Origin of the sequence: Cupriavidus sp. SIMBA_020 (assembly GCF_046535395.1) — a bacterium.
Classification (GTDB): Bacteria; Pseudomonadota; Gammaproteobacteria; order Burkholderiales; family Burkholderiaceae; genus Cupriavidus; species Cupriavidus campinensis.
The window spans coordinates 260,887-283,074 of record NZ_JAWRWU010000008.1; the positions used below are offsets into that span (position 1 = coordinate 260,887).

Annotated in this window: 17 protein-coding genes; 7 read left to right on the top strand and 10 right to left on the bottom strand. The window is 68.9% G+C overall.

Annotation, left to right across the window (positions count from 1 at the left end; all coding sequences use genetic code 11):
• The 6 genes from SB751_RS17645 to SB751_RS17670 form a co-directional block, all read right to left on the bottom strand.
• A complete protein-coding gene (locus tag SB751_RS17645) occupies positions 1-1,194 on the bottom strand; it encodes a CpaE family protein (RefSeq protein WP_144197386.1) in 1,194 nt (397 codons plus the stop codon).
• Positions 1,195-1,233: 39 nt separating this feature from the next.
• Complete coding sequence (locus tag SB751_RS17650; protein ID WP_144197387.1) at positions 1,234-1,545, bottom strand: hypothetical protein; 312 nt, start codon at positions 1,543-1,545, stop codon at positions 1,234-1,236.
• A 26-nt stretch (positions 1,546-1,571) separates the two neighbouring features.
• Positions 1,572-3,326, bottom strand: coding sequence for a type II and III secretion system protein family protein (locus tag SB751_RS17655; protein ID WP_313819261.1), 1,755 nt, complete (start codon positions 3,324-3,326; stop codon positions 1,572-1,574).
• A gap of 81 nt (positions 3,327-3,407) precedes the next feature.
• Positions 3,408-4,253, bottom strand: coding sequence for a Flp pilus assembly protein CpaB (cpaB, locus tag SB751_RS17660; RefSeq protein WP_144197389.1), 846 nt, complete (start codon positions 4,251-4,253; stop codon positions 3,408-3,410).
• A 333-nt stretch (positions 4,254-4,586) separates the two neighbouring features.
• On the bottom strand, positions 4,587-5,051 hold the full coding sequence (locus tag SB751_RS17665) for a prepilin peptidase (RefSeq protein WP_144197524.1): 465 nt from the start codon (positions 5,049-5,051) through the stop codon (positions 4,587-4,589).
• Positions 5,052-5,157: 106 nt separating this feature from the next.
• A complete protein-coding gene (locus tag SB751_RS17670; protein ID WP_377731478.1) occupies positions 5,158-5,337 on the bottom strand; it encodes a Flp family type IVb pilin in 180 nt (59 codons plus the stop codon).
• Between the two features lie 1,175 nt (positions 5,338-6,512).
• On the opposite strand from SB751_RS17670, the gene SB751_RS17675 reads away from it, so the two are divergent.
• A complete protein-coding gene (locus SB751_RS17675) occupies positions 6,513-7,781 on the top strand; it encodes an MFS transporter (RefSeq protein ID WP_211943770.1) in 1,269 nt (422 codons plus the stop codon).
• Between the two features lie 36 nt (positions 7,782-7,817).
• Here the strand turns inward: SB751_RS17675 and SB751_RS17680 are convergent, their stop codons facing one another.
• The 4 genes from SB751_RS17680 to hemL all read right to left on the bottom strand — a co-directional run bounded on the left by SB751_RS17680 (position 7,818) and on the right by hemL (position 11,265).
• Positions 7,818-8,336: a TPM domain-containing protein gene (locus SB751_RS17680; protein WP_144197390.1), complete on the bottom strand. Its 519-nt coding sequence runs from the start codon at positions 8,334-8,336 to the stop codon at positions 7,818-7,820.
• A 15-nt stretch (positions 8,337-8,351) separates the two neighbouring features.
• Positions 8,352-9,200, bottom strand: coding sequence for a TPM domain-containing protein (locus tag SB751_RS17685; RefSeq protein ID WP_410748252.1), 849 nt, complete (start codon positions 9,198-9,200; stop codon positions 8,352-8,354).
• Positions 9,201-9,217: 17 nt separating this feature from the next.
• A complete protein-coding gene (locus tag SB751_RS17690) occupies positions 9,218-9,844 on the bottom strand; it encodes a LemA family protein (RefSeq protein WP_144197392.1) in 627 nt (208 codons plus the stop codon).
• A 128-nt stretch (positions 9,845-9,972) separates the two neighbouring features.
• Positions 9,973-11,265, bottom strand: a complete 1,293-nt coding sequence (hemL, locus tag SB751_RS17695) for a glutamate-1-semialdehyde 2,1-aminomutase (RefSeq protein ID WP_250025091.1) — start codon at positions 11,263-11,265, stop codon at positions 9,973-9,975.
• A gap of 248 nt (positions 11,266-11,513) precedes the next feature.
• On the opposite strand from hemL, the gene SB751_RS17700 reads away from it, so the two are divergent.
• The 6 genes from SB751_RS17700 (at position 11,514) to SB751_RS17725 (ending at position 22,061) form a co-directional block, all read left to right on the top strand.
• Positions 11,514-11,684, top strand: a complete 171-nt coding sequence (locus SB751_RS17700; protein WP_092298462.1) for a rubredoxin — start codon at positions 11,514-11,516, stop codon at positions 11,682-11,684.
• 433 nt (positions 11,685-12,117) lie between these two features.
• On the top strand, positions 12,118-12,603 hold the full coding sequence (locus SB751_RS17705) for a PleD family two-component system response regulator (protein WP_092298294.1): 486 nt from the start codon (positions 12,118-12,120) through the stop codon (positions 12,601-12,603).
• Positions 12,604-12,644: 41 nt separating this feature from the next.
• Positions 12,645-13,013: a PleD family two-component system response regulator gene (locus SB751_RS17710; protein WP_144197394.1), complete on the top strand. Its 369-nt coding sequence runs from the start codon at positions 12,645-12,647 to the stop codon at positions 13,011-13,013.
• A gap of 130 nt (positions 13,014-13,143) precedes the next feature.
• Positions 13,144-13,710: a chemotaxis protein CheW gene (locus tag SB751_RS17715; RefSeq protein WP_144197395.1), complete on the top strand. Its 567-nt coding sequence runs from the start codon at positions 13,144-13,146 to the stop codon at positions 13,708-13,710.
• Between the two features lie 86 nt (positions 13,711-13,796).
• Positions 13,797-15,998 carry a methyl-accepting chemotaxis protein gene (locus tag SB751_RS17720; RefSeq protein WP_144197396.1) on the top strand — a complete coding sequence of 734 codons (2,202 nt, stop codon included), beginning with the start codon at positions 13,797-13,799 and terminating at the stop codon, positions 15,996-15,998.
• A 51-nt stretch (positions 15,999-16,049) separates the two neighbouring features.
• Positions 16,050-22,061 carry an Hpt domain-containing protein gene (locus SB751_RS17725; RefSeq protein WP_410748253.1) on the top strand — a complete coding sequence of 2,004 codons (6,012 nt, stop codon included), beginning with the start codon at positions 16,050-16,052 and terminating at the stop codon, positions 22,059-22,061.
• Positions 22,062-22,188 lie beyond the last annotated feature (127 nt).

Consider the following 22,188-nt stretch of genomic DNA (forward strand, 5'->3'; position numbering starts at 1 on the left):
TCAGGCGCGCGCCGGGGCATGGACCTGATTGTTCTGGCCGAACAGCTTGCGCAGCAGGTTGTCGCGGCGCGGCTGGGTGTCGGGATAGAGCTGCCGGGCCATGTCGGCCAGCGCGCGGGCGATGGCGCAGTTCGGCGCCAGTTGCGCCACCGGCACGCCCTGCTCGCTGGCGTCCCGGACCGGGCCGGCATCGAGCGGCAGCACATGGGCCACGCGCACGCCGAAGGCGTCTTCCAGCGTGCGCTGGGCGATGTTGGCGTGCCGGTCGTCGCCGTTGAGCACCAGGCGCACGCGGTCGGTGTGGTAGCTCAGCGACTGGCAGAGGTCGAACAGCCGGCGGCCTGCGCGCAGGTGGGCCAGGCTGCGGCGCATCACCGCGTAGATCAGGTTGCTGTGGTCCAGCACCACGAGGGTGGCCGGGTTGATGTCCTGGCCGATGTCGAAGACCACCGCGTCGTACTGCTGGCGCGCCACGGCCAGGATGCGCTCCAGGTGTGCGGCCTTGATCTCGCCTGCCTTGATCGGGTCGCCGGCGGCTGGCACTACGTCGAAGCCGGGGCAGACGTGGGTCACGCAGGCGTCCAGCAGCGCGGCGTCGAGCCGGTCTACCTGGCGGCAGACGTCCGACAGCGTGGCGGGCGGCGTCTGGTCGGTCATCAGGAAGGCGGCGTCGCCATATTGCTGGCTCAGGTCCACCAGCAGCACGCGCTTCTTGTGCCGGGTGGCCATCACGTGGGCGAAGTTGGCCGCCACGAAGGTAGTGCCGCTGCCGCCCTTGCAGGCGGTGAAGGCCAGCACCTGACCCTCGGCGCGGCCATTGCTGAGCGCGTGGCTGGTGCAGCGCTGGAGTTCGTCGCGGAACTCCTGGGCCTCGGGCGGCCACGGCAGCACGCCCTGCACGCCGGCGCGCATGGCCCGCATCAGCAGGTCGGCGGACGGGTGCGCGGTCAGCAGCATGCACAGCGTTTCCGGGTGCTCGGTGGTGATGCGGCGCAGTTGGACGATGTCGTCCGCGCCGACCTCGGGCGCATCCACGATCAGCAGGTCGGTGCCGAGCGTGAGCGCGGGGTCGGCCAGCGCGACGGCCGGCGCGGCCCGCACGCGCTGTACCACGTGGTTGGCGCTCTGGGCGATCAGTCCCGCCACGTAATGCAGGTGCGCTTCGTCGGCGGATACTACGGCGATCTTTGCCATGGCTTCACTCCTGGAGACAGCGTGCGGCGGCCGTGCGGCCTACCGTCCCATGTTGTTGAGACCGCTGGAGGCGCCCACGCCGATCGTGAAGGCGTTGGCGTCTGACTGCGGCGTGCGGAACTGGGTGCCGTAGCGGTCCATCGCCGCCGTGGCGGCGCGGCCGTCGATGCCTGTCACGGGGTCGGTGTTGTTCGAGGCATCGGGGTTCAGGATCTGCATCGCCCGCAGGGTGCGCACGGCGTCGCCGAACTGCTGGTCGTACATCGGCGTGGTGGCCATGCAGCCCGAGAGACCCGCGACGGTGCCGAGCAGGGCCGCGAGCGCAGCGGGGCGAAGGAAGTTGGTCGTCATGATGTGCTCCTGGTTCGGGTCTGCGCTTATTCGCCGGCGGCGTCTGCGGCGGCGGGGACGGGCACGCTGGTGGTGGGCGCGGCGGATGGGGCCGTCAGCGGGGCTGCAGCAGGCACGGCAGGGGCGGGCAGCGCGGCGGGGGCCGGGCGCGCGGGGTGGCCTTCCATGTTGCCGTTCAGGTAGACCTCGCCCGGGGTGGTCGGCCCGAAGGTGTCGGTCGGCAGCGGGTAGTTGGCCGGCAGCGGCTTCACCAGGCGCGGCGTGACCACGAACACCAGCTCGGTGCGGTCCTGCTGGAAGTTGGTGCTGCGCATCAGCGTGCCCACCACCGGCAGTTCGCCCACGCCCGGCAGCGCCTTGAGGCTGCCCGTGATGTTGTTCTTGATCAGCCCGCCGATGGCGAAGCTCTGGCCGTCGTAGACCTGCAGCGTGGTGGAGGCCCGCCGCGTGTTGATCAGCGGCAGGATCGACGTGCCCGACACGTTCGGCGCGGTCAGCGCCACCCCGGTCGGCGAGAGCTCGGACACCTCCGGTGCCACCTTGAGGTTGATGCGGCCGTTCTCCATCACCGTCGGCGTGAACTTCAGCCCGACGCCGAAGGTTTCCTCCTGCAGGATGATGGTGGTGCCCGTGCCGCCAAAGCTCTGCGGCACCGGGATGAACACCTTGCCGCCGGCCAGGAAGCTCGCCTCCTGCCCGCTGATCGCCATCAGGTTCGGCTCGGCCAGGATCTTCACCAGCCCGTCGCCTTTCTGCGCGTCGATCGCGAACTGGAGCGGCAGGTTGTTGGCCTTGCTGAAGGAGAGCAGGTCCGGCGCCCCCGAGAGGAAGTTGGCCAGCAGCCCGAAGCTCCAGCTGCCGAACGCGGCGTTCAGGTTCGCGGCGGAGCCCATCTGGTCGATCAGGCTCTTGGAGACCTCGGCCACCTTCACTTCGAGCATCACCTGCTGCGGCGCTTCCACCACCAGCATGTTGATGATGCGCGGGCTGCGCACCGGCATGCCGTTGTTGGCGGAATTGCTGGACATGGTCCCGTTCTGCTGCTGGCCCTGGGCCGCGCCCTGCGGGTTCTGCGCCGGGCCGCGCGTCTGGCGCATGACGAAGGCGTTGGCGATGTCCAGCACCTTCTGCGCCTGCACCGAGTCTTTCACCGTGCCGGTCAGCACCAGGCTGTCTGCGGCGGACGAGACCCGCACGCGGCCTGCGTCGGGCAGCAGGTCGCGCAGGGTGGCCTGGAGCCCGCCGGGATCGGCGCCGACCACCAGGTCGATCACGCTGCACGAGCCGCTGCGACCCTGCACGATCATATTGGTGGTGCCCACTTCCTGGCCCAGCACGTAGAGCGTCTGCGGGGAGACCAGCATCGCCTGCGCCACGTTGGGGTTGCCGAGCGAGCGGGCCTTGACCGCCTCCGGCATCTCGATCATCGTCGATTTGCCAACCGGCACCTGCACCTCGCGCCGTTCGCGCATGGCGCCGACGCAGTTCGGTCCGCGTGCCGGCGCGGTGTCCCGCGGCGCGGCCGCCGCGGCGGCGACCCCTCCCTGGACACTGCCCTGCATGTTGCCCTGCATGTTCCCCTGCATGTTCCCAACGGCCGCGAGGCGAACCGGCCGGGCGGGGCCGGCGGCGTTGGCCGTGGCCATCGCCGCCTCCATGCCAGCCTGCCCCCGGGCAGGCGTGCCCCACAACATGCCTAAAGCCGTCAATGCGAGCACCGTGGCCTGCAGTTGCGGGGCGATACGGCGTGCTGCGCCTTGATGCGTGGTGATGCGATCCATGATGTTCCCCCGGTGGGTTCGCGCAGTCATTGCGGGCAGTTACCGCGTGGGCCTGCCTTTCTCAGACGCGTGAGCCGTGGTTCAAAAGCATTCCTGGTTGTGCTGGTTGCCGCTGATGACGCCGATGCAGGTACCGGAGAAGGTTTTCTCCGCCACGCGCCGCACCACCTGTACTGTCCGGGTCACGGGGGCGGCCGCCGCGATCACGGGTTCCTTGAGGAGGGAATGCTTGGTGGCGCCGGCGGTCTCGGCCGGGCGCGGGTCCATCTGGTTGCGCAGCACCAGCGAGAGCGAGCCCACGCTGCGTGCCAGGTCGAGCTTCTCGGCCTCGTCGGGCGACACTTCCAGCGTGACCGCGTTCACCACCTTCGGCTTGGTCTCGTCGCGGTTCACCTCCTGGGCCACGGCCAGCACCAGGATCTTCTCCAGCACGATCTTCGAGATCGACTGGTCGGTGCGCTCCGCGCTGGCCTTGCCGTCCTGCTTGTCCTTCTGCGTGTTGACGATGATGTCGACGAAGCTGCCTGGCAGGGCGAAGCCGGCCACGCCGACCACGTCGTTCACACGCACGGTGATGGCGCGCTTGCCGTTGGCGATGACCGCCGAGAGGCCGCCCTTGGTGCCCACCGGCGTCAGCTTGGACTCCAGCACCGGCTCGCCGCGCGAGAGGCTGGCCTTGGTGACGCGGCCGGCGAGCGAGGCGGCGTCCTGGACCACGCCGGGCGGCAGGCTGGCGGCGGGCCAGTCCACCAGCTTCACGGCCTCGGGGGTGATCTGCTGGCCCAGGCTGATGTCGGCGGCCGCCACGGCCACCTTGGTGATGCCGTTGCTGCCTTGCTGCAGCAGCCAGCGGGACGCGAGCATGACGGCGCTGAGCCCCGCGACGGTGGCGATCAGCAGCATGAACAGGATGCGCAGGTTCTTCATTTTCGGCTCCTCTTGCTCAGAAGAAGATGGTGCGATGTGCCAGGATGCGCGGGCACGTGGCGGGAATGGCGGGGCGTCCGGTGCGTCTGGCGGCGCGGTGGCGTCCGGGCCGGCGGGCGGCATCCTGGCCGCCGGCGGCTGTCATGTGGTGGCCTGGGCGCGACCCGGACCCGTGGCGGTGTGCCGAGGCGCAGGGCCTGGCGTCTCCATGTGGCGCATGCATGCGGCTGCTGTGGTGCATGGCGATTCCCCCGTTCCTGGTCCCTGTTGTCACGGCATCGGGACCTTCTCGTTAGTGGCGCGCAAGCCGGAGGCGCGCCGTCTCCGTGTTGTTCAGAACAGCTCCCACTTCACCAGCAGCGTGGCCGTGGCGATGGCCAGGCCATACGGCAGCCGGACGGGCTTGCGTGCGGCGGCCCGGCGCGCCGCGGCGATGCGGCGCAGCAGCAGGGCGGCGATGGCCAGCGCGCCGCCGGCCAGGAAGCCGACCACGGCCACATGCGCGGCGCCCGCCACGCCCATGAAGGCCCCCACGGCCCCCATCAGCTTCACGTCGCCGGCGCCCATGCCGCCCATCAGGTAGACCGCGAGCAGCATGACCGCGCCGGTGGCGGCCCCGCCGATCCAGACCAGGGCGCCGTCCGCCGGGCCGTGGGTGGCGACCTGCGCCACCAGGGCCAGGGCCAGTCCGGCGGCCACGAGCCAGTTCGGGATGCGGCGCGAGCGGACATCGCTCACGGCAGCGACGATCACCATGGCGACGAGGCTCAGATTGGCGGCTGCGGCAACGGAGAACATGGCGGCCTTCCCGTGGATCGGTGCGATCGATGCGATCGGCATGTCAGGAATCTGGCCGGACCGGGGCCCATGGCGCGGAGCCCGGTCCGGGGGTACCGGAAGTCGTTCAGGCCGCGGAGAGCGCGGTGGCGATCGAATTCCAGATGGTGCCGACGGCGGTCTTCACGGTGGTGCCATAGGTCACCATCACGAGGGCCACGAAGGCCAGCAGCAGGGCGTACTCCACACCGGCTGCGCCGTCTTCTTCACGAACGAAACGCTTGATGCCATCGAACATGGTGGACATGTCTTTCTCCTTCACTTCACGGTTGGTGGGGAAAAAAGCGCCCGCTGGAGATCGGGCACAAGGTTTCGGCCGAACTGCCGACCGAGGCCAAACCGAAAAAGCTGCACTGTCGTGACATCTTTCCGATTCCACCTGGCTCAGGCTTGCGCACGCCCGGCAAGGCCGGTCTGGCGCTTGTCACCCGATGCATGGCCACTCCCTGCGGCATGCATCCTGGGCGGGTGCCGCGTACCGGTCCGAACTTCTCCAGGGACCGAGACGCGCCTGAAATGCTGCAAGACTGCGAGGCTTCGCGGCGTGCCGCTGGGCCGGACCGGCCATGCAGCTGGCCGGTCGCTTTTTCCTCCCTGGGCGCTGACTCGCGTCATCGCCGCCCCCGTTCCCACTTGTTCTCTGGATCCGCCTGGCCCCTGTCTTTGCCGGTTGGCCTGGCGTTCCGTGGTTGCGACACATCCAGCGACGAACGTGCCACGGAGGCTAAGTCGTTGATTTTTATAGGGGTGTGGGTTTGCCAATGCGTCGTTTGCGAGACGATGTAACCAAATGTTTCTCGGCGGTTACGAGTCGGCTCATGCACTCGGTTGCGGGTTTTTGCGCGATATAGGCAGTGCAGTTCCTATATTCGGACGGGAATGTACCGAATACCTGGCACCAGCCTGCTCTGGGCCCCGCCGAAAGGCGTAGAAGCGCAAGTGGCCAAAAACGTACCATTTATGAAGCGCCGATTACGTCATATTCGGTGGCCATCATCCTTATGGGCTGGCGGTATGGGGGACACACCTAACTGAAACGCGGTACACCGAAACAGTCGGCGATGCGAGGGACCGCCCGAGAGTGCGCCCCGGCGGGGGTATGCGGATCGTCCGTTTGGGCGAGGCCAATCGCAGAAGGATTGCCTCCGTCACCCGGGCTCATCCTCGTGACCTAAGGGTGGACCGAAAATCGCCAAAAATAGCCGCTGGGCAAAAACGTTTCAATCGTGAAACTAGACCCCCAAATCAACGATTCTCGTTTCGATCATGAAGTAAGGTCGGGGCCGCATGGCGTTGCGACGCGTCAGGTGCTGTTACAGCTTGGAAACAGACAGCGGCAATGATTGGTAAGCGTTACACGGTCTGCTCGCCTGGCGGGGGCGTGGTATCTTTCGCAGGTTTTGCACCATGATGGTGAAGATCATGCCAGGCGCCTCCCCGACAACTCCCTCCGATTCCCTCGCTTCGCAACCGAACCCCGCCGCCAACGCCCGCTGGCGCGTGCTGGCGGTGTTTTCGCTCGGTTTTCTGGTCTCTTATATCTTCCGGGGCGTCAATCTCGGCTTCGCGCCATTCCTCACGCGCGAGCTCGGGCTGTCGGCGGCCGACCTGGGGCTGCTCACCAGCTTCTATTTCCTCGGCTTTGCCTGCGCGCAACTGCCGGCCGGCATCCTGCTCGACCGCTACGGCCCGCGCCGCACCGAGGCCGCGTTGCTGCTGCTGGCCGTGGCCGGCTCGCTGGTGTTCGCCTTCGCCCCGGGCATGGCCGGCCTGGCCGCGGGCCGGGCGATGATCGGCGTGGGGGTGTCCGTCTGCCTCGGGGCGGCCATCCAGGCGCTGTCGATGTGGTTCCCGCTGTCACGCATGCCCTTGCTGAACGGGCTGGTGATGGCCATCGGCGGGCTGGGCGCGGTGGTGGTCGGCAGCCCGCTGTCCTGGCTGCTGGCCTGGACGGACTGGCGCACCGTCAGCATCGGGCTGGCGGCGCTGACGTTCGCCATGGCCGTGCTGCTCTGGTTTGGCGTGCCGGACGCCCGTCGCGCGGGCAAGGAAACCTTCGCCGAACAACTGCGCGGCACGCGGCTGATCCTGGTCAGCGAGAAATTCTGGCGGGTGGTGCCGCTGACGCTGCTGAACCAGGGCATCTTCCTGGCCGTGCAGACGCTCTGGGTCAGCGCATTCATGCGCGATGTACAGGGGCTGGCGCCGTCCGAGGGCGCGCGGCTGGTGTCGGTGATCGGCTTCGCCATGATGGCCGGCTGCGTCGGCGCGGGCTGGGCCGCCCGGCACCTGGAGCGGCGCGGCGTCAGCCTCTACGCGTTCGCCGGCTTCGGGATGATCGGCTTCATCGCCGTGCAACTGCTGCTGATGGCACGGCTGCCGTTCCTGCCGCTGGGCGTGTTGTGGGCCGCCTACGGGGTCTTCGGGTCCAGCGGGATCCTGACCTACGCGCTGCTGGCGCGCCGTTTTCCCGATGCGCTGATCGGGCGGGCGACAACCGCCATGACCCTGACCGTGTTCCTGGCAACCTTCGTGTTCCAGGTGGGGATCGGGTTTGTGCTGGACTTCTGGCCGTCATCCGGCGGGCACTATCCGGTGGCGGCGCATTGGGTGGTGTGGGGTGGGTTGGTGGGGCTGCAGGTGCTGGCGGCGGGGTGGTATTTGATGGAGAAGAGAGGGGGGAAGGTTTGAGATTTGAGGGTGTTGGGCTCAACAGCCAAAACCCCCTCAAAGCACGATCGGCCGATCCTCCAGCTCATTCCGATTAAACCCATCCCCCGACGGAAAATGCTCCGTCAGCAGCGCATGCATCTTCTCCACCGCCTCCAGCACCGGCCGTACCGACAGCGACTCCCTGAGCCCCAACGTCAGGTCGGCGCAAACCTTTTCCCAGACCCGCGCGCTGACGCAGGCGTCAATGCCCCGGTCCGCGAGGATTTCCACCGCGTGGTCGGCCAGGTTGATATAGAGCAGCACGCCCGAGTGGTCCTCGGTGTTCCACACCTCCAGCGCGCCGAACAGCGCCCGGGCGCGTTCGCGCGGGGTGGTGCCGCGCCAGGCCAGTTCCCACGGCATGCCGGCCTCGATCACCACGCGGACTTCCCCGCGATGGCGCTGTTCGCCGGCATGCACCGCCACCTGCAACTGGTGCTGGGCCTCGGCGGGGAACGCCTTGCGCGCCGCCGATGACGTTGTGCTCAGGTGCCGCAGCGCCCGCTTGAGAGACTTCTCCCTGATTGCTTTCATCAGCCCGTCTCCCGATTACCAGTTACCTGAGGCGCCGCCGCCGTCGAAGCCGCCGCCGCCTCCGCCACTGAATCCGCCACCGCCACCCCCACCGCCGAAGCCGCCACCGCCGCCGCCCCAGCGGCGCCCGGCCTCATAGCCACCCAGGCCGCCCAATCCGCCAGCCGTGGTGGTGGGCCAGCCGCGCCGGCCGGTCACGATCTGTGGGCCGCGTCCGCGCCGCAGGATCGCCGAAAGAAAGAAAAATACGACGATGGCGAGCGGGAACAGCACGGGCAGCCAGTCATTGAGAGCGGAGGCCGCCGCGTTGCCGGCTTTCCTGTCGGGCCCCGGCAGCGCCTCCTTGTCGATCGCGGCCTGGATGGCCGAGATGCCCGCCGCGAGGCCGCCATAGAAGTCGTTCTGGCGGAAGTGCGGGGCCATCACGTCGCGCAGGATGCGCGAAGACACCGCGTCGGTGAGCGACCCCTGCACGCCGCGTCCGGTCTCGATCCGCATCTTGCGCAAGCCGGGCGGATTGTCCTTGGCGATCAGCAGGATCACCCCGTCGTCGATGCTCTGGCGCCCCGCCTTCCACGCGTCCGCCACGCGGATGCTGTACTGGTCGATGGTCTCGGGCTCGGTGGTCGGCACCATCAGCACGAAGATCTGGCTGCCGCGCTGTTGCTCGTACTCGGCCAGCACGTTCTCCAGCGCCGCGCGCTGTTGGGGGGCCAGCGTGCCGGTCAGGTCGGTCACCCGCTGGGTGAGCGGCGGCACCGCGACGAACCCGTCGGCGGCGCGGGCGGATTGGCCCGCGAACACGGCGAACATCGCCGCAAGGCATAGCCGGATGCCGAAAAAGCGGAGCAGAGGGGCACGCATGATGGCGATGCGCCGCGTCAGAACTTGACGGCCGGCGGCGCGGAGATGGCCTTCTCGTTCTCCACCGTGAACGACGGCTTGACCGGGTAGCCGAACACCTTGGCCGTGAGATTGGTCGGGAAGCTGCGCGCCAGCACGTTGTACTCCTGCACCGCCGCGATATAGCGCTGCCGCGCCACGGTGATGCGGTTCTCGGTGCCTTCAAGCTGCGATTGCAGGTCGCGGAACGCGGCGTCGGCCTTCAGTTGAGGATAGTTCTCGGAGATCGCCAGCAGGCGCGACAGCGCGCTGGTCAGCTGCCCCTGTGCCTGCTGGAAGCGCGCGAAGGCCTCGGGATCATTGAGTGTCTCCGGCGTCACCTGGATGCTGGTGGCCTGCGCGCGTGCCTTGGTCACGGCCTCGAGCGTCTCGCGCTCATGGCTGGCGTAGCCCTTGACCGTGGCGACCAGGTTCGGGATCAGGTCCGCGCGGCGCTGGTACTGGTTGACGACTTCGCCCCACGCCGCCTTGACCGCTTCGTCCTTCGACTGGAAATCGTTGTAGCCGCAGGCGCTGAGCAGGCTGGCGAGGATGGCCATGGCCAGCCAGCGGCCCAGGGCGGCGGGCGAGGGCAGGACGAACAGGGATGGGAAGGCGGCGCGCATTGATGAGACTCCTGGAATGGCCGGGGTCGGCAAAATCCAAGTGTAGCGCACGGCATTGGGGCGCCGCGCCCAAGGTGAGGGAAGGATGCGGCGCGCCGGACGCGCCCCATCCTTCACACGACGGGCGCTCAGCCGGCCTGGAACGCGCGCGCGGCCGCTTCCACGGTGGTGGCGATGATCGCGTCGTCGTGCTTCGCGGAGACGAAGCCGGCCTCGAACGCCGACGGCGCCAGGTACACGCCCTCGTTCAGCATGGCGTGGAAGAAGCGGTTGAAGCGCCCGACGTCGGCCTTGGTTACCTCGGCGAAGCTGGTCGGCACGGTCTGGGTGAAATAGAGGCCGAACATGCCGCCGATGGCGTCCGCGGCGAACGGCACGTTGGCGGCACGGGCAGCGGCGGTCAGGCCATCAGTCAGCTTGCGCGTCTGTGCGGCCAGTTGGTCGTGGAAGCCCGGCGCCTGGATCAGCTTCAGCGTGGTCAGGCCGGCGGCCACGGCCAGCGGGTTGCCGGACAGCGTGCCGGCCTGGTAGACACCGCCCAGCGGGGCCAGCTTGGCCATGATGTCGCGCCGGCCGCCGAACGCCGCCGCGGGCATGCCGCCGCCAATCACCTTGCCCAGGCAGGTCATGTCCGGCTTGATGCCGTAGTGGGCCTGCGCGCCGCCCAGCGCCACGCGGAAGCCGGTCATCACTTCGTCGAAGATCAGCACGGCGCCGTGCTCGCTGCACAGGTTGCGCATGGACTGCAGGAAGGCGTTCGTGGCGCGCACCAGGTTCATATTGCCGGCTACCGGCTCCACGATCACGGCAGCAATCTCGCCCTTGTGGCGCGCGAAGGCTTCCTCGAGCTGGGTGACGTTGTTGTACTCGAGCACCATCGTGTGGCGCGTCACGTCGGCGGGCACGCCGGCCGAGGAAGGCGCGTTCTGGGTGGTGTCCGCGAAGGTCAGCAGGCCCGAACCGGCCTTGACCAGCAGGCTGTCCGCGTGGCCGTGGTAGCAGCCCTCGAACTTGATGATCAGGTCGCGCCCGGTGAAGCCGCGCGCCAGCCGCAGCGCGCTCATGGTGGCTTCGGTGCCGGACGACACCAGCCGCACCTGCTCGATCGACGGCACCAGCTTGCAGATTTCCTCGGCCATCTCGATCTCGCCCTCGGTGGGCGCGCCGAAGGAGAAGCTGCCGGCGGCGGTGTCCTGCACCGCCTTGACCACGGCCGGATGGGCGTGGCCGAGGATCATCGGGCCCCAGGATCCGATGTAGTCGATATAGCGCTGGCCGTCCGCATCCCACATATAGGCGCCCTCGGCGCGGGTGATGAAGCGCGGCGTGCCGCCCACGGAGCGGAAAGCGCGCACGGGCGAGTTCACGCCACCGGGAATGGTCTGCTGGGCGCGGTCGAAAAGCTGCTGGTTACGGGACATGGCAGGAGTTGTAATCCGATACGGGATGAAAATGGGCTCGCCGGGGGCGGAGGCGGGCGGCTTGCGGTCAGATGCCGAAAAAGCAGGCAATCTGGGCGAAATGCGCGTCGTTTGAACGGTATCTGCACGCTAACATGCGCGAACGCGACGATATTCGCATAGTTGCGCCGCCCCATGGGTGGCGCCGGCGGCGCGGTTTATGTACCATCTGCGCTGGAATTTTAATGGAGAGTGGCAAGAGCCTGCATATGGAATACAAGACTTGGATGTGCCTGATCTGCGGTTGGATCTATGACGAGGCCACCGGTTCGCCGGAAGACGGCATCGCGCCGGGCACCAAATGGGAAGACGTGCCGATCAACTGGACCTGTCCGGAGTGCGGCGCGCGCAAGGAAGACTTCGAGATGGTGGCGATCTGACGTCTGGCCACTGTGCCAGCCGTCGAGGGTCATCGCACCCTCCCGCGTAAGTCGTCGAACAAGCCGAAAAGGCCGACGCGTCGCGCCAAAGCGACAGATCGGCGGGCCGCGCCGGACAAACCGGATTGACGGCCCAACCGCGAGTTGTCACACTTTGCGGCAAAGCGGAACCTCCGTCCCGGCCATGCTGCCGCCTGGCAGCACGGTAAGGGGCGAAGAATACCGCCATAACATCGCCATAACAGCGCAATAAGATAGCAAGACGCAGGCGAGCGCACGGGTCGCGCCGCCGGCGCCGGTCGAATTGACCGGGTTTTTTTTGATTGGGAATTTGGAAATCGGGGGCCGCCGGCGCGTCAAGCGTTGCCGTGCGGGTGTTCTCAAGTGAATACCGGCGCCTGCATTCGTGCGGGCAGCTGGTCGCGGGAACAGTATGCGGGTCGCTCAAACAGAAGAAAACACGTCCGTCGATGGGGTCAACACCGGCGACGCCGGTGCCGTCAAGGCAGCCGCGGCATTGCGCCGCAAGATCCTTGTGATCGACGATTCCAGCACGATCCGCCGGACGGCGGAGATCTTCCTGTCCCAGGCAGGCTATCAGGTCATGCTCGCCGAGGATGGCTTCGAGGCGCTCGCCAAGGTCGGCGACATGCACCCGGACGTCATCTTCTGCGACATCCTGATGCCCCGGCTGGACGGCTACCAGACCTGTTCCCTGATCAAGAAAAGCCCGAGGTTCCACGCGATCCCGGTGATCATGCTGTCGTCCCGCGACGGCGTGTTCGACCGTTCGCGCGGCAAGCTCGTCGGCGCGCACGACCATCTCGCCAAGCCCTTTTCCCGTGAAGCCCTGATGCAGGCCGTAGAGACCTGCCTTGGCGGCTGTGCGCAGGAAGAGGGTGCGGTCGTGGCGGCCTGACCCTGAACGCCGCCACGCAAAAGCATCCAGGAAACACACCAATGACCATCAGCAAAATCCTTATCGTCGACGATTCCCCCACCGAAGCGCTGTTCATGTCCGACCTGCTCGGCAAGAAGGGCTTCAAGGTCTCGGTGGCCGGCAACAGCGACCAGGCCATGGCCCGGCTCGAGGCGGAACCTTTCGACCTGATCCTGATGGATGTGGTCATGCCCGGCCAGAATGGCTACCAGACCACCCGCGCCATCAAGCGCGACGACCGCTTCAAGGACATTCCCGTGATCATGTGCACCAGCAAGGGCCTGGACACGGACCGCATCTGGGGCATGCGCCAGGGTGCATCGGACTACATCGTCAAGCCGGTGGACAGCGACGAACTGCTGACGAAGATCGCCGCGCTGGCCCACTGAGCCAGCGCAGAACGACCTGCCGGGCCCCCGGGCCCGGGGTTTGCCGTCACGCCGCCCGCCGCGATGCGGGCGGGGGTGACGCTGTGTCCGCCCGCCGCCAGGCGGTCTTTCATCCAACGGTATGCCGACCATGAACGCGCCGCGCCAAGACATCCGTGCCCGCCAGACCCGCCTGCAGGACTACCAGGCCATGCTGGCCCGTCGCCTGCGCGACGCGCGCAACCTGCCCGCCGTGGACAGCTACCTCGGCGTGCTGGTCGGCCAGCGCCACTGGCTGCTGCCGCTGCCCGATACCGGCGAGGTGCTGGAAATGCGCCAGCCGGCCGGCGTGCCACTGACCCAGCCGTGGTATCGCGGCCTGGTCAACGCGCGCGGCAACCTGCTCGGGGTGATCGATTTCGGGCTGTTCTGCGGCGAGGGGCCCACGCCCGTGCAGCCGGGTAGCAAGATCGTCGTGCTGTCCCGCCAGGTGGAGCGGGCCTGCGGGATCATCGCCACGCGGGTGGTGGGGCTGCGCCATGCCGGCGACCTCTCGCTGCCGCACGGCGACGCCCCGGCGGGCCACGCACCGGATCTCGCGCCCGAATGGCACGGCCCGCGCTTCGCGGACCGCGACGGCCGCGACTGGCAGGTGCTGGACATCCGCCAGCTGCTGGACGCCCCGGCGTTCCTCCAGGTGGGCCGCGTGGTGGCCTGAGCCGATAGCCGATAGTCGATAGCCAAATAGTCGAACACCAAGACGCAGTACCAACGAATCAAAAAACAAACGGACAGAGGGTTGCTATGGGTATCAAGAAGATGAGCCTGGGACGCCGGACGGCTGCCGCGGGTGCCGCTGCCGAGGCCGCGGCGCCGCGCCGGTCGGTGTTCGCCAAGGGCAGCGCCGGCGCTGACAAGGGCGGCCTGGGCCGTACCCCGGTGGAGCAACTGTCCGGCTGGCTGTCGCGCATGCCGTTCGCGTCGCAGCAGCGTACGCTGACGGTGGGCGTGGTGGTGTCGCTGGTGGCGCTGCTGGCTTCGGTGTATCTCGATAACCGCCAGGCCACCAACGGCGCGGCGCAGATCGAAATCGCCGGTAACATGCTGATGCACTCGCAGCGTCTGGGCAAGGCGGTGCCGGTGGCGCTGCTGGGCAACGCGCAGGCGTTCACGCAGCTGCGCCAGTCCAAGGAACAGCTCACGGCCGACCTGCTGGCGCTCCAGAACGGCAGCGACGAGAAGCACGTGAGTGCCACCTCGGGCGCGGCGGTGCCGCTGCTCGAAACCGCCATGAACTCGTGGAAGCGCTCCGAGAAGAGCGCCGGCGACGTGCTGGCCCAGCAGCCGATTCTGACCACCATCGGCCAGACGCTGCAGATCTTCAACGCTTCGAACCCGGAACTGCTCGAAGCCGCCGAACAGGTGGCCGCCATCAAGCTCCAGGCCGGCGCCAACGCCCGCGAGGTGGCCGCCTCCGCGCAGCTGGTGATGCTGACCCAGCGCCTGGGCAAGAACCTGAACGAGTTCCTCTCCGGCGAAGGCGTCAACCCCGAGACCGCGTTCCTGCTCGGCAAGGACACCAACACCTTCCGCGAGACGCTGGACGGCCTGATGAACGGCTCGGAAGCCCTGCGGCTGTCCGCCGCCACCGACGCCGAGACCCGCAGCTACCTCCAGCAGCTCTCGCAGCGCTTCGAGGCGGTGCAGAAGACCACGCAGACGATTCTCCAGAACCTGCCGGGCCTGATCGCCGCCAAGCGCGCCCAGCAGCAGATCTTCAACGACAACGAGGCCCTGCGCGGCGAGCTGTCCACGCTCCAGACCGCCTATTCGGATGGCGCGCGCTACCGCCCCTGGACCCTGGGCGCGACCATCGTCTCCGCGCTGTCCACGCTGATCTTCCTGGCCGGGCTGGCCGCGCTCTACCTGCGCGACTCGCGCGTCCGGGCGCTGGAAGCCGAGGCGCGCGAACGCGAGGCCGAAGCCCGACGCCTCGACGAAAAGCGCAACAACGACGCCACCCAGAAGGCCATTCTGCAGCTGATGAACGAGCTGCAGGACATCGCTGATGGTGACTTGACGCGTCAGGCCACCGTGACCGAGGACATCACCGGCGCCATCGCCGACTCGGTGAACTACACCGTGGAAGAACTGAAGGAACTGGTCGGCCGGGTGCAGCAGACCGCCGTGGACGTGCAGCAGGCCTCGAGCCAGGTGCAGGAAACCTCGGTGCAGCTGGCTGCCACGACCGAGGAGCAGTCGCGCCAGATCCGCCAGACCGGCGAGTCGGTGGTGGAGATGGCAGACCGCATCACGCAGGTGTCGCGCGGCGCGGCGGAATCCGCCAACGTGGCCCGCGCCTCGCTGGCCGCTGCCGAGCAGGGCCAGCAGGCGGTGGAAAACGCGATTACCGGCATGAACGGCATCCGCGACCAGATTCAGGAAACCTCGAAGCGGATCAAGCGTCTGGGCGAGTCGTCGCAGGAGATTGGCGAAATCGTCGAGCTGATCTCGGACATTACCGAACAGACCAACGTGCTGGCACTGAACGCCGCCATCCAGGCGGCTTCAGCCGGCGAGGCAGGCCGCGGCTTCTCGGTGGTGGCGGAAGAAGTGCAGCGCCTGGCCGAACGTTCCGGCGAGGCCACCAAGCAGATCGGCGCGCTGATCCGCACGATTCAGACCGATACCCAGGACGCCGTGCACGCCATGGAGCGCAGCACGCAGGGCGTGGTGGAAGGGGCGCGGCTGTCCGATAACGCCGGTGCCGCACTGGTCGAGATTGGCCGCGTGTCGCGCCAGCTGGCGGAGCTGATCGAGCAGATCTCGCAGACCACCTCGCACGAGGCCGGGCTGGCCACCAACGTGGCGCGCCACATCGACGGCATTCTCCAGGTGACCGCCCAGACCACGTCCGGTACGCGCCAGACCGCCACCTCGGTGCGCCAGCTGACGGCACTGACCGAAGAACTGCGTAACTCGGTGTCGCGGTTCAAGATCGCCTGACTTGCATAAAACCTGCATCGAGGCCCGCGCGCGGGCGCAACGGATTGTGTCATGTCATTGAATTTTTCCGTATCGAGCGACGTGGCTGACCCGGCCGCGCCGCAACCGCCGGTGCAGGGCGAGGCGGCCGTGCCGGCCCCCGTGCCGCAGCGCGACCTGTCGGTGCTGGCCTGGCTTGCGCCAAGCCTGCGCACCGCGCTGGACGCCGCCGCCGCCGAGCTTGGCCACTATGTGGACGAGATCCAGCAGGCCCCCGAGGCGCTGGGCGCGCGCGACACCACGTCGCTGCGCCTGGCCGGCCAGCAGCTGCACCAGGCCGCCGGGGCGGTGCACATCGTCGGCCTGCGCGGCGTGGATGCGCACTGCCAGGCCATGCGCCGCCTGCTGGAAGCCATCGACGCCGGTACCGTCGCCGCCAGCCCGGAGACGCTCGGCGTGTTCCGGCGCGGCGTGCAGGCCCTGGCCGAGTATGTCGATGACCTGATGGCCGGCGATCCCGAGGATCCGCTGCGCCTGTTCCAGCCCTACGCCGACGCCCTTGTCCTGATGAAGGAGGAGCGCGTGCATCCGGCCGACCTGTGGCTGGAGGAACTGCAGATGCTGCCCGGCATCGTGCTGCCCACGCGCTCCACGTCGTCGGTCACGCGCGCGCGCCAGCGCTTCGAGGCCGCGCTGCTCAAGGCGCTGCGCCTGCCCACGCCCTGCACGGACGGCGCGCTGCTGCGCGAAGCCTACCTGCCGCTGCAGATCGCGCTGGACGATGTTCGCAACCACGAACAGCACGCGCGCCGCACCACCGATACCCCGGACCGGGGCATCTGGCTGACGCTGTCGATGGTGTTCCGCGCGCTGGCGCACGGGCTGCTGCCGTCCGACCTGCTCGCCAAGCGCTTCGCCGCGCGCGCCCACCTGCTGCTGCGCCAGTACCTGCAGGGGCAGGTGCGCGTGCCGCAGGCGCTGCTCAACGATGCCGTGTTCCTGTTGGTCAGCACCGGCCTGACGCCCGATGGCCCGGAGGACACCACGCCGCCGGCGGTGCAGGCCGCCGTGCAGGTGCTGCGTGCCGACATCGCGCGCGGCCTGCAGGCTTTCCGCGTCGATCCGGCCCACGCCGTGGCGCGCGCCGACTATCGCCGGCGCTACTACGGCTGGCTCGATCCGATCGACACGCGCAACCTCCAGAACGCCGCCGCCGCGATCGAGCGCGCGGCTGCCGACGATCAGGCCGGATGGGAACTCGCGCTGGCTTCGCTGGCCGAGGCCGCGCAGCCGCTGGCCCAGCCCGCGCTCCAGCACTGCCTGAGCGCCGCTGCGGCTCATGCCGGGCAGCGCAACGTGCCCGGCGAGACCGGGGCCGCCCTGGGGCCGACCGGCGTGGCGCTGTTCCTCGCCCGCGCGCTGGCCATGCCGTGGCGCGTGCATGGCCAGTCCGGCCATCCGTCCGCCGCCGAATTCGCCGCCCGCTGCGACCAGCTCGCGGCCTGCCTCGCCGACCCCGCCGCCACCGCGCCCGACTGGCTCGCCGCGATGGTCGAGACCGCCAACGCCCAGGCGCTGCGTGCCGAGGCCGTGACCCGGCTGCGCGCCCAGCTCGACAGCGGCGAGTCCTGGCTCGATACCTTCGACCGCAACGCGGCCCGGCCCGATGCCGTCAACACGCTTGGCGATGCCGCCCAGGCGTTTGGCGGGCTGCTGGCCACGCTGGAGCGCCTGATCGGCAGCGCCGCGATGCCGGAAGGCATCGACGAGGCCGCCGCCGCCGCGCTGGCCGCCACGCGCGCCGTGCTGGCGCGGCTGGACGTGCTGCGTGGCATCGACACCCAGCCGGGCCGCGTGGCCCAGTTGTCCGAGATTGCCGCCGAACTCGGCGCGGTGCATGCCTTTGCCGACATCCTCGAATTCGGCCGCCGTCAGGCCGATGCCACCGACGACGACGCCCTCGCGCCGCGCCGGAACGACGAGGTGCCCGCCACCGCGCTGGCCGCCGCGCGCCACGCCGCGATGGACGCCATCCGCGTAGCCGCCGGCGCCGATTCGCCCGAGATCCAGCGCCTGCGCGCCGCCTTGCAGGCTGTGAGCGACCAGGCCGCCATCGACGACGATGCCGCGCTGCGCCGCCAGGCCACCGACGCCACCACGCAGCTGCACGCGTGGCTTGCCGGCAGCGACTCCGCCGCCGAACGCCTGATCGTGGCGCTGGCCGACCCGATGCCCGCCGCTGCGCTGGCATCGTCCGCCGCGCCGTCTGCCCCGATGCCGAGCGACGCCGCCGGGGTGGACGCCGAACTGCTCGAGATCTTCCTGTCCGAAGCGGAGGAAGTGCTCGGCAATATCGCCACCGACCTGCCGGGCGGGCTCGACGCGCTGCGCGACGCCGACGTGCTGAGCCGCATCCGCCGCGCCTTCCACACGCTCAAGGGCTCGAGCCGCATGGTCGGCCTGAACCGCTACGGCGAAGCCGCGTGGGCCATCGAACAGGTGATGAACCTGTGGATTGCCGAGGCGCGCGAGCCCATGCCCGCGCTGCTGGCCCTGCTGCACCACGCGCACGACCTGCTGCGCGAATGGGCCATCGCCCTGCAGGCCGACGCCGGCACCCAGCGCGACATCGCCCCGCTGGTGGCGGAAGCCCAGGCCGTGCGCGAGCCGGGTCAGACCGACTTGTCCGCCGTCGCGGCCCCCGCCGCGCCGGAAGATGCCATCGATTCACTGGACGCCCTGCTGGCCCACGCCCAGGCCAACGCGCCCGGGCAGACCGCCCCGGCGCAGCCGGTCGCCCCTGAGCAGCCGGCGGCCGAGGCCGAGGACAGCAACGTGCTGCCGTTCCGCCTTTCGGGCGGGCTGGCCAGCGACGACGACCACTACAAGGTGATTGGCCCGGTGCGCATCGGGCTGGCGCTCTACAACGTCTACCTGCAGGAGGCCGACGATCTGGTGCGCCAGTTCGCCACCGACCTGTCCGAGTGGAAGCACGAGAACCATCCGTGCCCGAGCGAGCTGGCGCTGCGCGTGGCGCATACGCTGCAGGGCAGCGCCTCCACGGTGGGGCTGGAGCCGGTGCGCGACATCGCCGAGGCCCTCGAACAACTGCTGTTGCTGCTGGGCCGTCACCCCGTGGTGATGCATCCGGGCGACTTCCGCCTGCTCGACCAGGCCGTGGAGCGGCTGCGCGCGATGCTGCACCAGTTTGCCGCCGGGGTCTGGCCCGATGCCGACCCGGCGCTGTGCCGCAACCTGAACGATTTCGGCGAACGCGCGCTGATGCGCCCGCGCGCCACCGTGACGGGCGAACAGGCGCAGGCGGACCTGGAAGGCTCCGTCGCGCAGTTGTTCGGCAATACCCAGATCCTGCAGGCCACGCCGCTGCCGCCGCTTCCGCCTGTGACCGAGCCGGCCGCGCCGACCCCGGCACTGCCGGCCGTGACCGATGCGCCGGCCAGGCTGACGCCGATCACCTCGCTGCCGCCGGTGGCCGCGCCCACGCTGACCCCTGTGACGCCGGTGACGCCGCTGCACGACGCCGTGGTCATCGCCATGCCCACGGCGCCGCGCCCCGATCCGCGTCATGAGCAGGTGGCCGTCGCCCATGTCTCCGCGCAATCGCCGGCGGCGCCGGCGGCCCCGCCCGAAGCATCGCTCGACGCCTCGGCGCTGGATGCCGATCTGGTCGACATCTTCCTGGAAGAGGCGCACGGCAGCCTGCCGGAACTCGGCAAGCTGGTGCGCACCTGGGAAGCCACGCCCGAAGAGACGCAGCAGGGCGGCCTGGTGCTGCGCGCGCTGCACACGCTCAAGGGCAGCGCCCGCATGGCCGGCGCGATGGCGCTGGGGCAGGCGGCGCATGAAATGGAAACGCTGCTGGAAGCCTCCGTGCGCGGCCAGCGCGTGACGCCGGACCTGTTCGGCAAGCTCTACGCCTGGTACGACCGCATCCTCGCGCACGTGGACGCGCTCCAGAACGGCCGCCTGCTGCCGGTGGACGATGCCGATGTGGTGAACGGGCTGGTCGAACCCGACGCGGCGCCCGCGGCTTCGCTCGATGTACCGGCTGCCACCACGGCTGACACCCCCGGCACCGCACTGGCCACGACCGCCCCGCAACTGCCGGCCACTGCCGCCAAGGCCCCGGAAGCCGACCGCCAGCGCGCGCTGGTGCGCGTGCAGGCCCGGGCGCTGGACACGCTGATCAACGACGCCGGCGAAGTCGGCGCCACGCGCGCCCGGCTGGACAGCGAGCTGGAAGCGCTGCGCGCCTACCTCGGCGAACTGAACGACAACGTGGGGCGTCTGCGCACCCAGTTGCGCGAGATCGAAATCCAGGCCGAGACGCAGATGGCGTCGCGGATTGCCGATACCCAGCAGAGCCCGGACTTCGATCCGCTCGAGTTCGACCGCTTCACGCGGTTCCAGGAACTGACGCGGATGATGGCCGAGTCCGTGAACGACGTGGCCACGGTGGAGCAGAACCTGCAGCGTGGCTTCGACCGCGCCTCGGGCGACCTGGCCGCGCAGGCCCGGCTGACGCGCGGCCTGCAACGCGGGCTGATGCAGGCCCGCATGGTGCAGTTCGATGCGCTGGCTGAGCGCCTGTACCGTGTGGCGCGCCAGTCGGCCACCGAAACCGGCAAGGAAGTGCGCCTGCTGATCAAGGGCGGCACGGTGGAGATCGACCGCTCGGTGCTGGACCGCATGGCCGGCCCGATCGAGCATTTGATCCGTAATGCCGTGGTGCACGGCATCGAGCCGGCAGACGCACGCCGCGCGGCGGGCAAGTCCACCACGGGCGCGCTGACGCTGGAAGTGCAGCAGGAAGGCAACGAGGTGGTGCTGACGTTCTTCGACGATGGCGGCGGGCTGGACCTCGCGCGCATCCGCGAGCGGGCCATCAGCCGCCAGCTGCTGACGCACGAGGAAGACGCCAGCGACGCGCGCCTGACCGAGATGATCTTCACGCCGGGCTTCTCGACGGCCGATGAGGTCTCCGAGCTGGCCGGGCGTGGCGTGGGCATGGACGTGGTCCGCGCCGAAACCGTGGCGCTGGGCGGGCGTATCACGCTCTCCACCGAGGCGGGCCGGGGTACCAGCTTCACGGTGCACCTGCCGCTGACCACCGCCATTACGCAGGTGCTGCTGGTGTCGCTGGGCGGCCGCCTGTACGCGATGCCGAGCGGCATGATCGATCAGGTCCACCAACTGCGCGAAAAGCCGCTGCTGGAAGCCTATAACGCCGGCCGCTTCGGCGCGACGGCGGGTCCGGGCGCCGGTGTGGAAGCGCCGTTCTACTACTTCGGCACGCTGCTCGAAGAGAGCGCGGCGATTGCCTCGGGCCGCAAGTACTCGCCCGTGGTGGTGGTGCGCTCGGGCGCGGACCGCGTGGCGGTGCACGTGGACGAGGTGATCGGCAACCGCGAAGTGGTAGTGAAGCACATCGGCCCCCACCTGGCGCGCCTGGAAGGTATTGCCGGCGCCACCACGCTCGGCGATGGCGAGATCGTGCTGATCTACAACCCGGTGGTGCTGGCGCAGCGGTTCGTGCGCGAGCGCGGCGAGGTGACGCCGACGGCGCTTCTGGCATCGACCGAGAACACTGGCGCGGTGGCCGAGTTCGTCGGCGCGGGGGATGCCCGGCCGGTCTCGGGCCTGATGACGCAGCCGACCGTGATGGTGGTGGACGATTCGCTCACGGTGCGCAAGGCCAGCCAGCGGCTGCTGACGCGCGCGGGCTACCAGGTGGTGCTGGCGCGCGATGGCGTGGATGCGCTGCGGCAGTTGCAGGAGGTGATGCCGGACGCGATGCTCGTCGATATCGAGATGCCGAACATGGACGGCTTCGACCTCACGCGCAACGTCCGCGCCGACAGCCGCACCACGCATATGCCGGTGGTGATGATTACGTCACGTACGGCCGAAAAGCACCGCCGCTACGCGGCCGAGATCGGCGTGAACGTCTATCTGGGCAAGCCGTTCAACGAGGATGAACTGCTGCGTACGCTGCGCCAGCTGATTGGCGAGCGCGCCGGCAACGCCGCCGCCTCGGTGGCGCAGATGCTGGGCGACGCCTGACGCATCGCATCTGACGTAGTCAGAAAAAAGGGCCGGCGCTTCGTCAAGCGTGAACTGCACCCCAAAAGTTGGACACCCGTTCAACCTTTGGGGTGTTTTTCATGGCGAAGTACAACGAGGCGTTCAA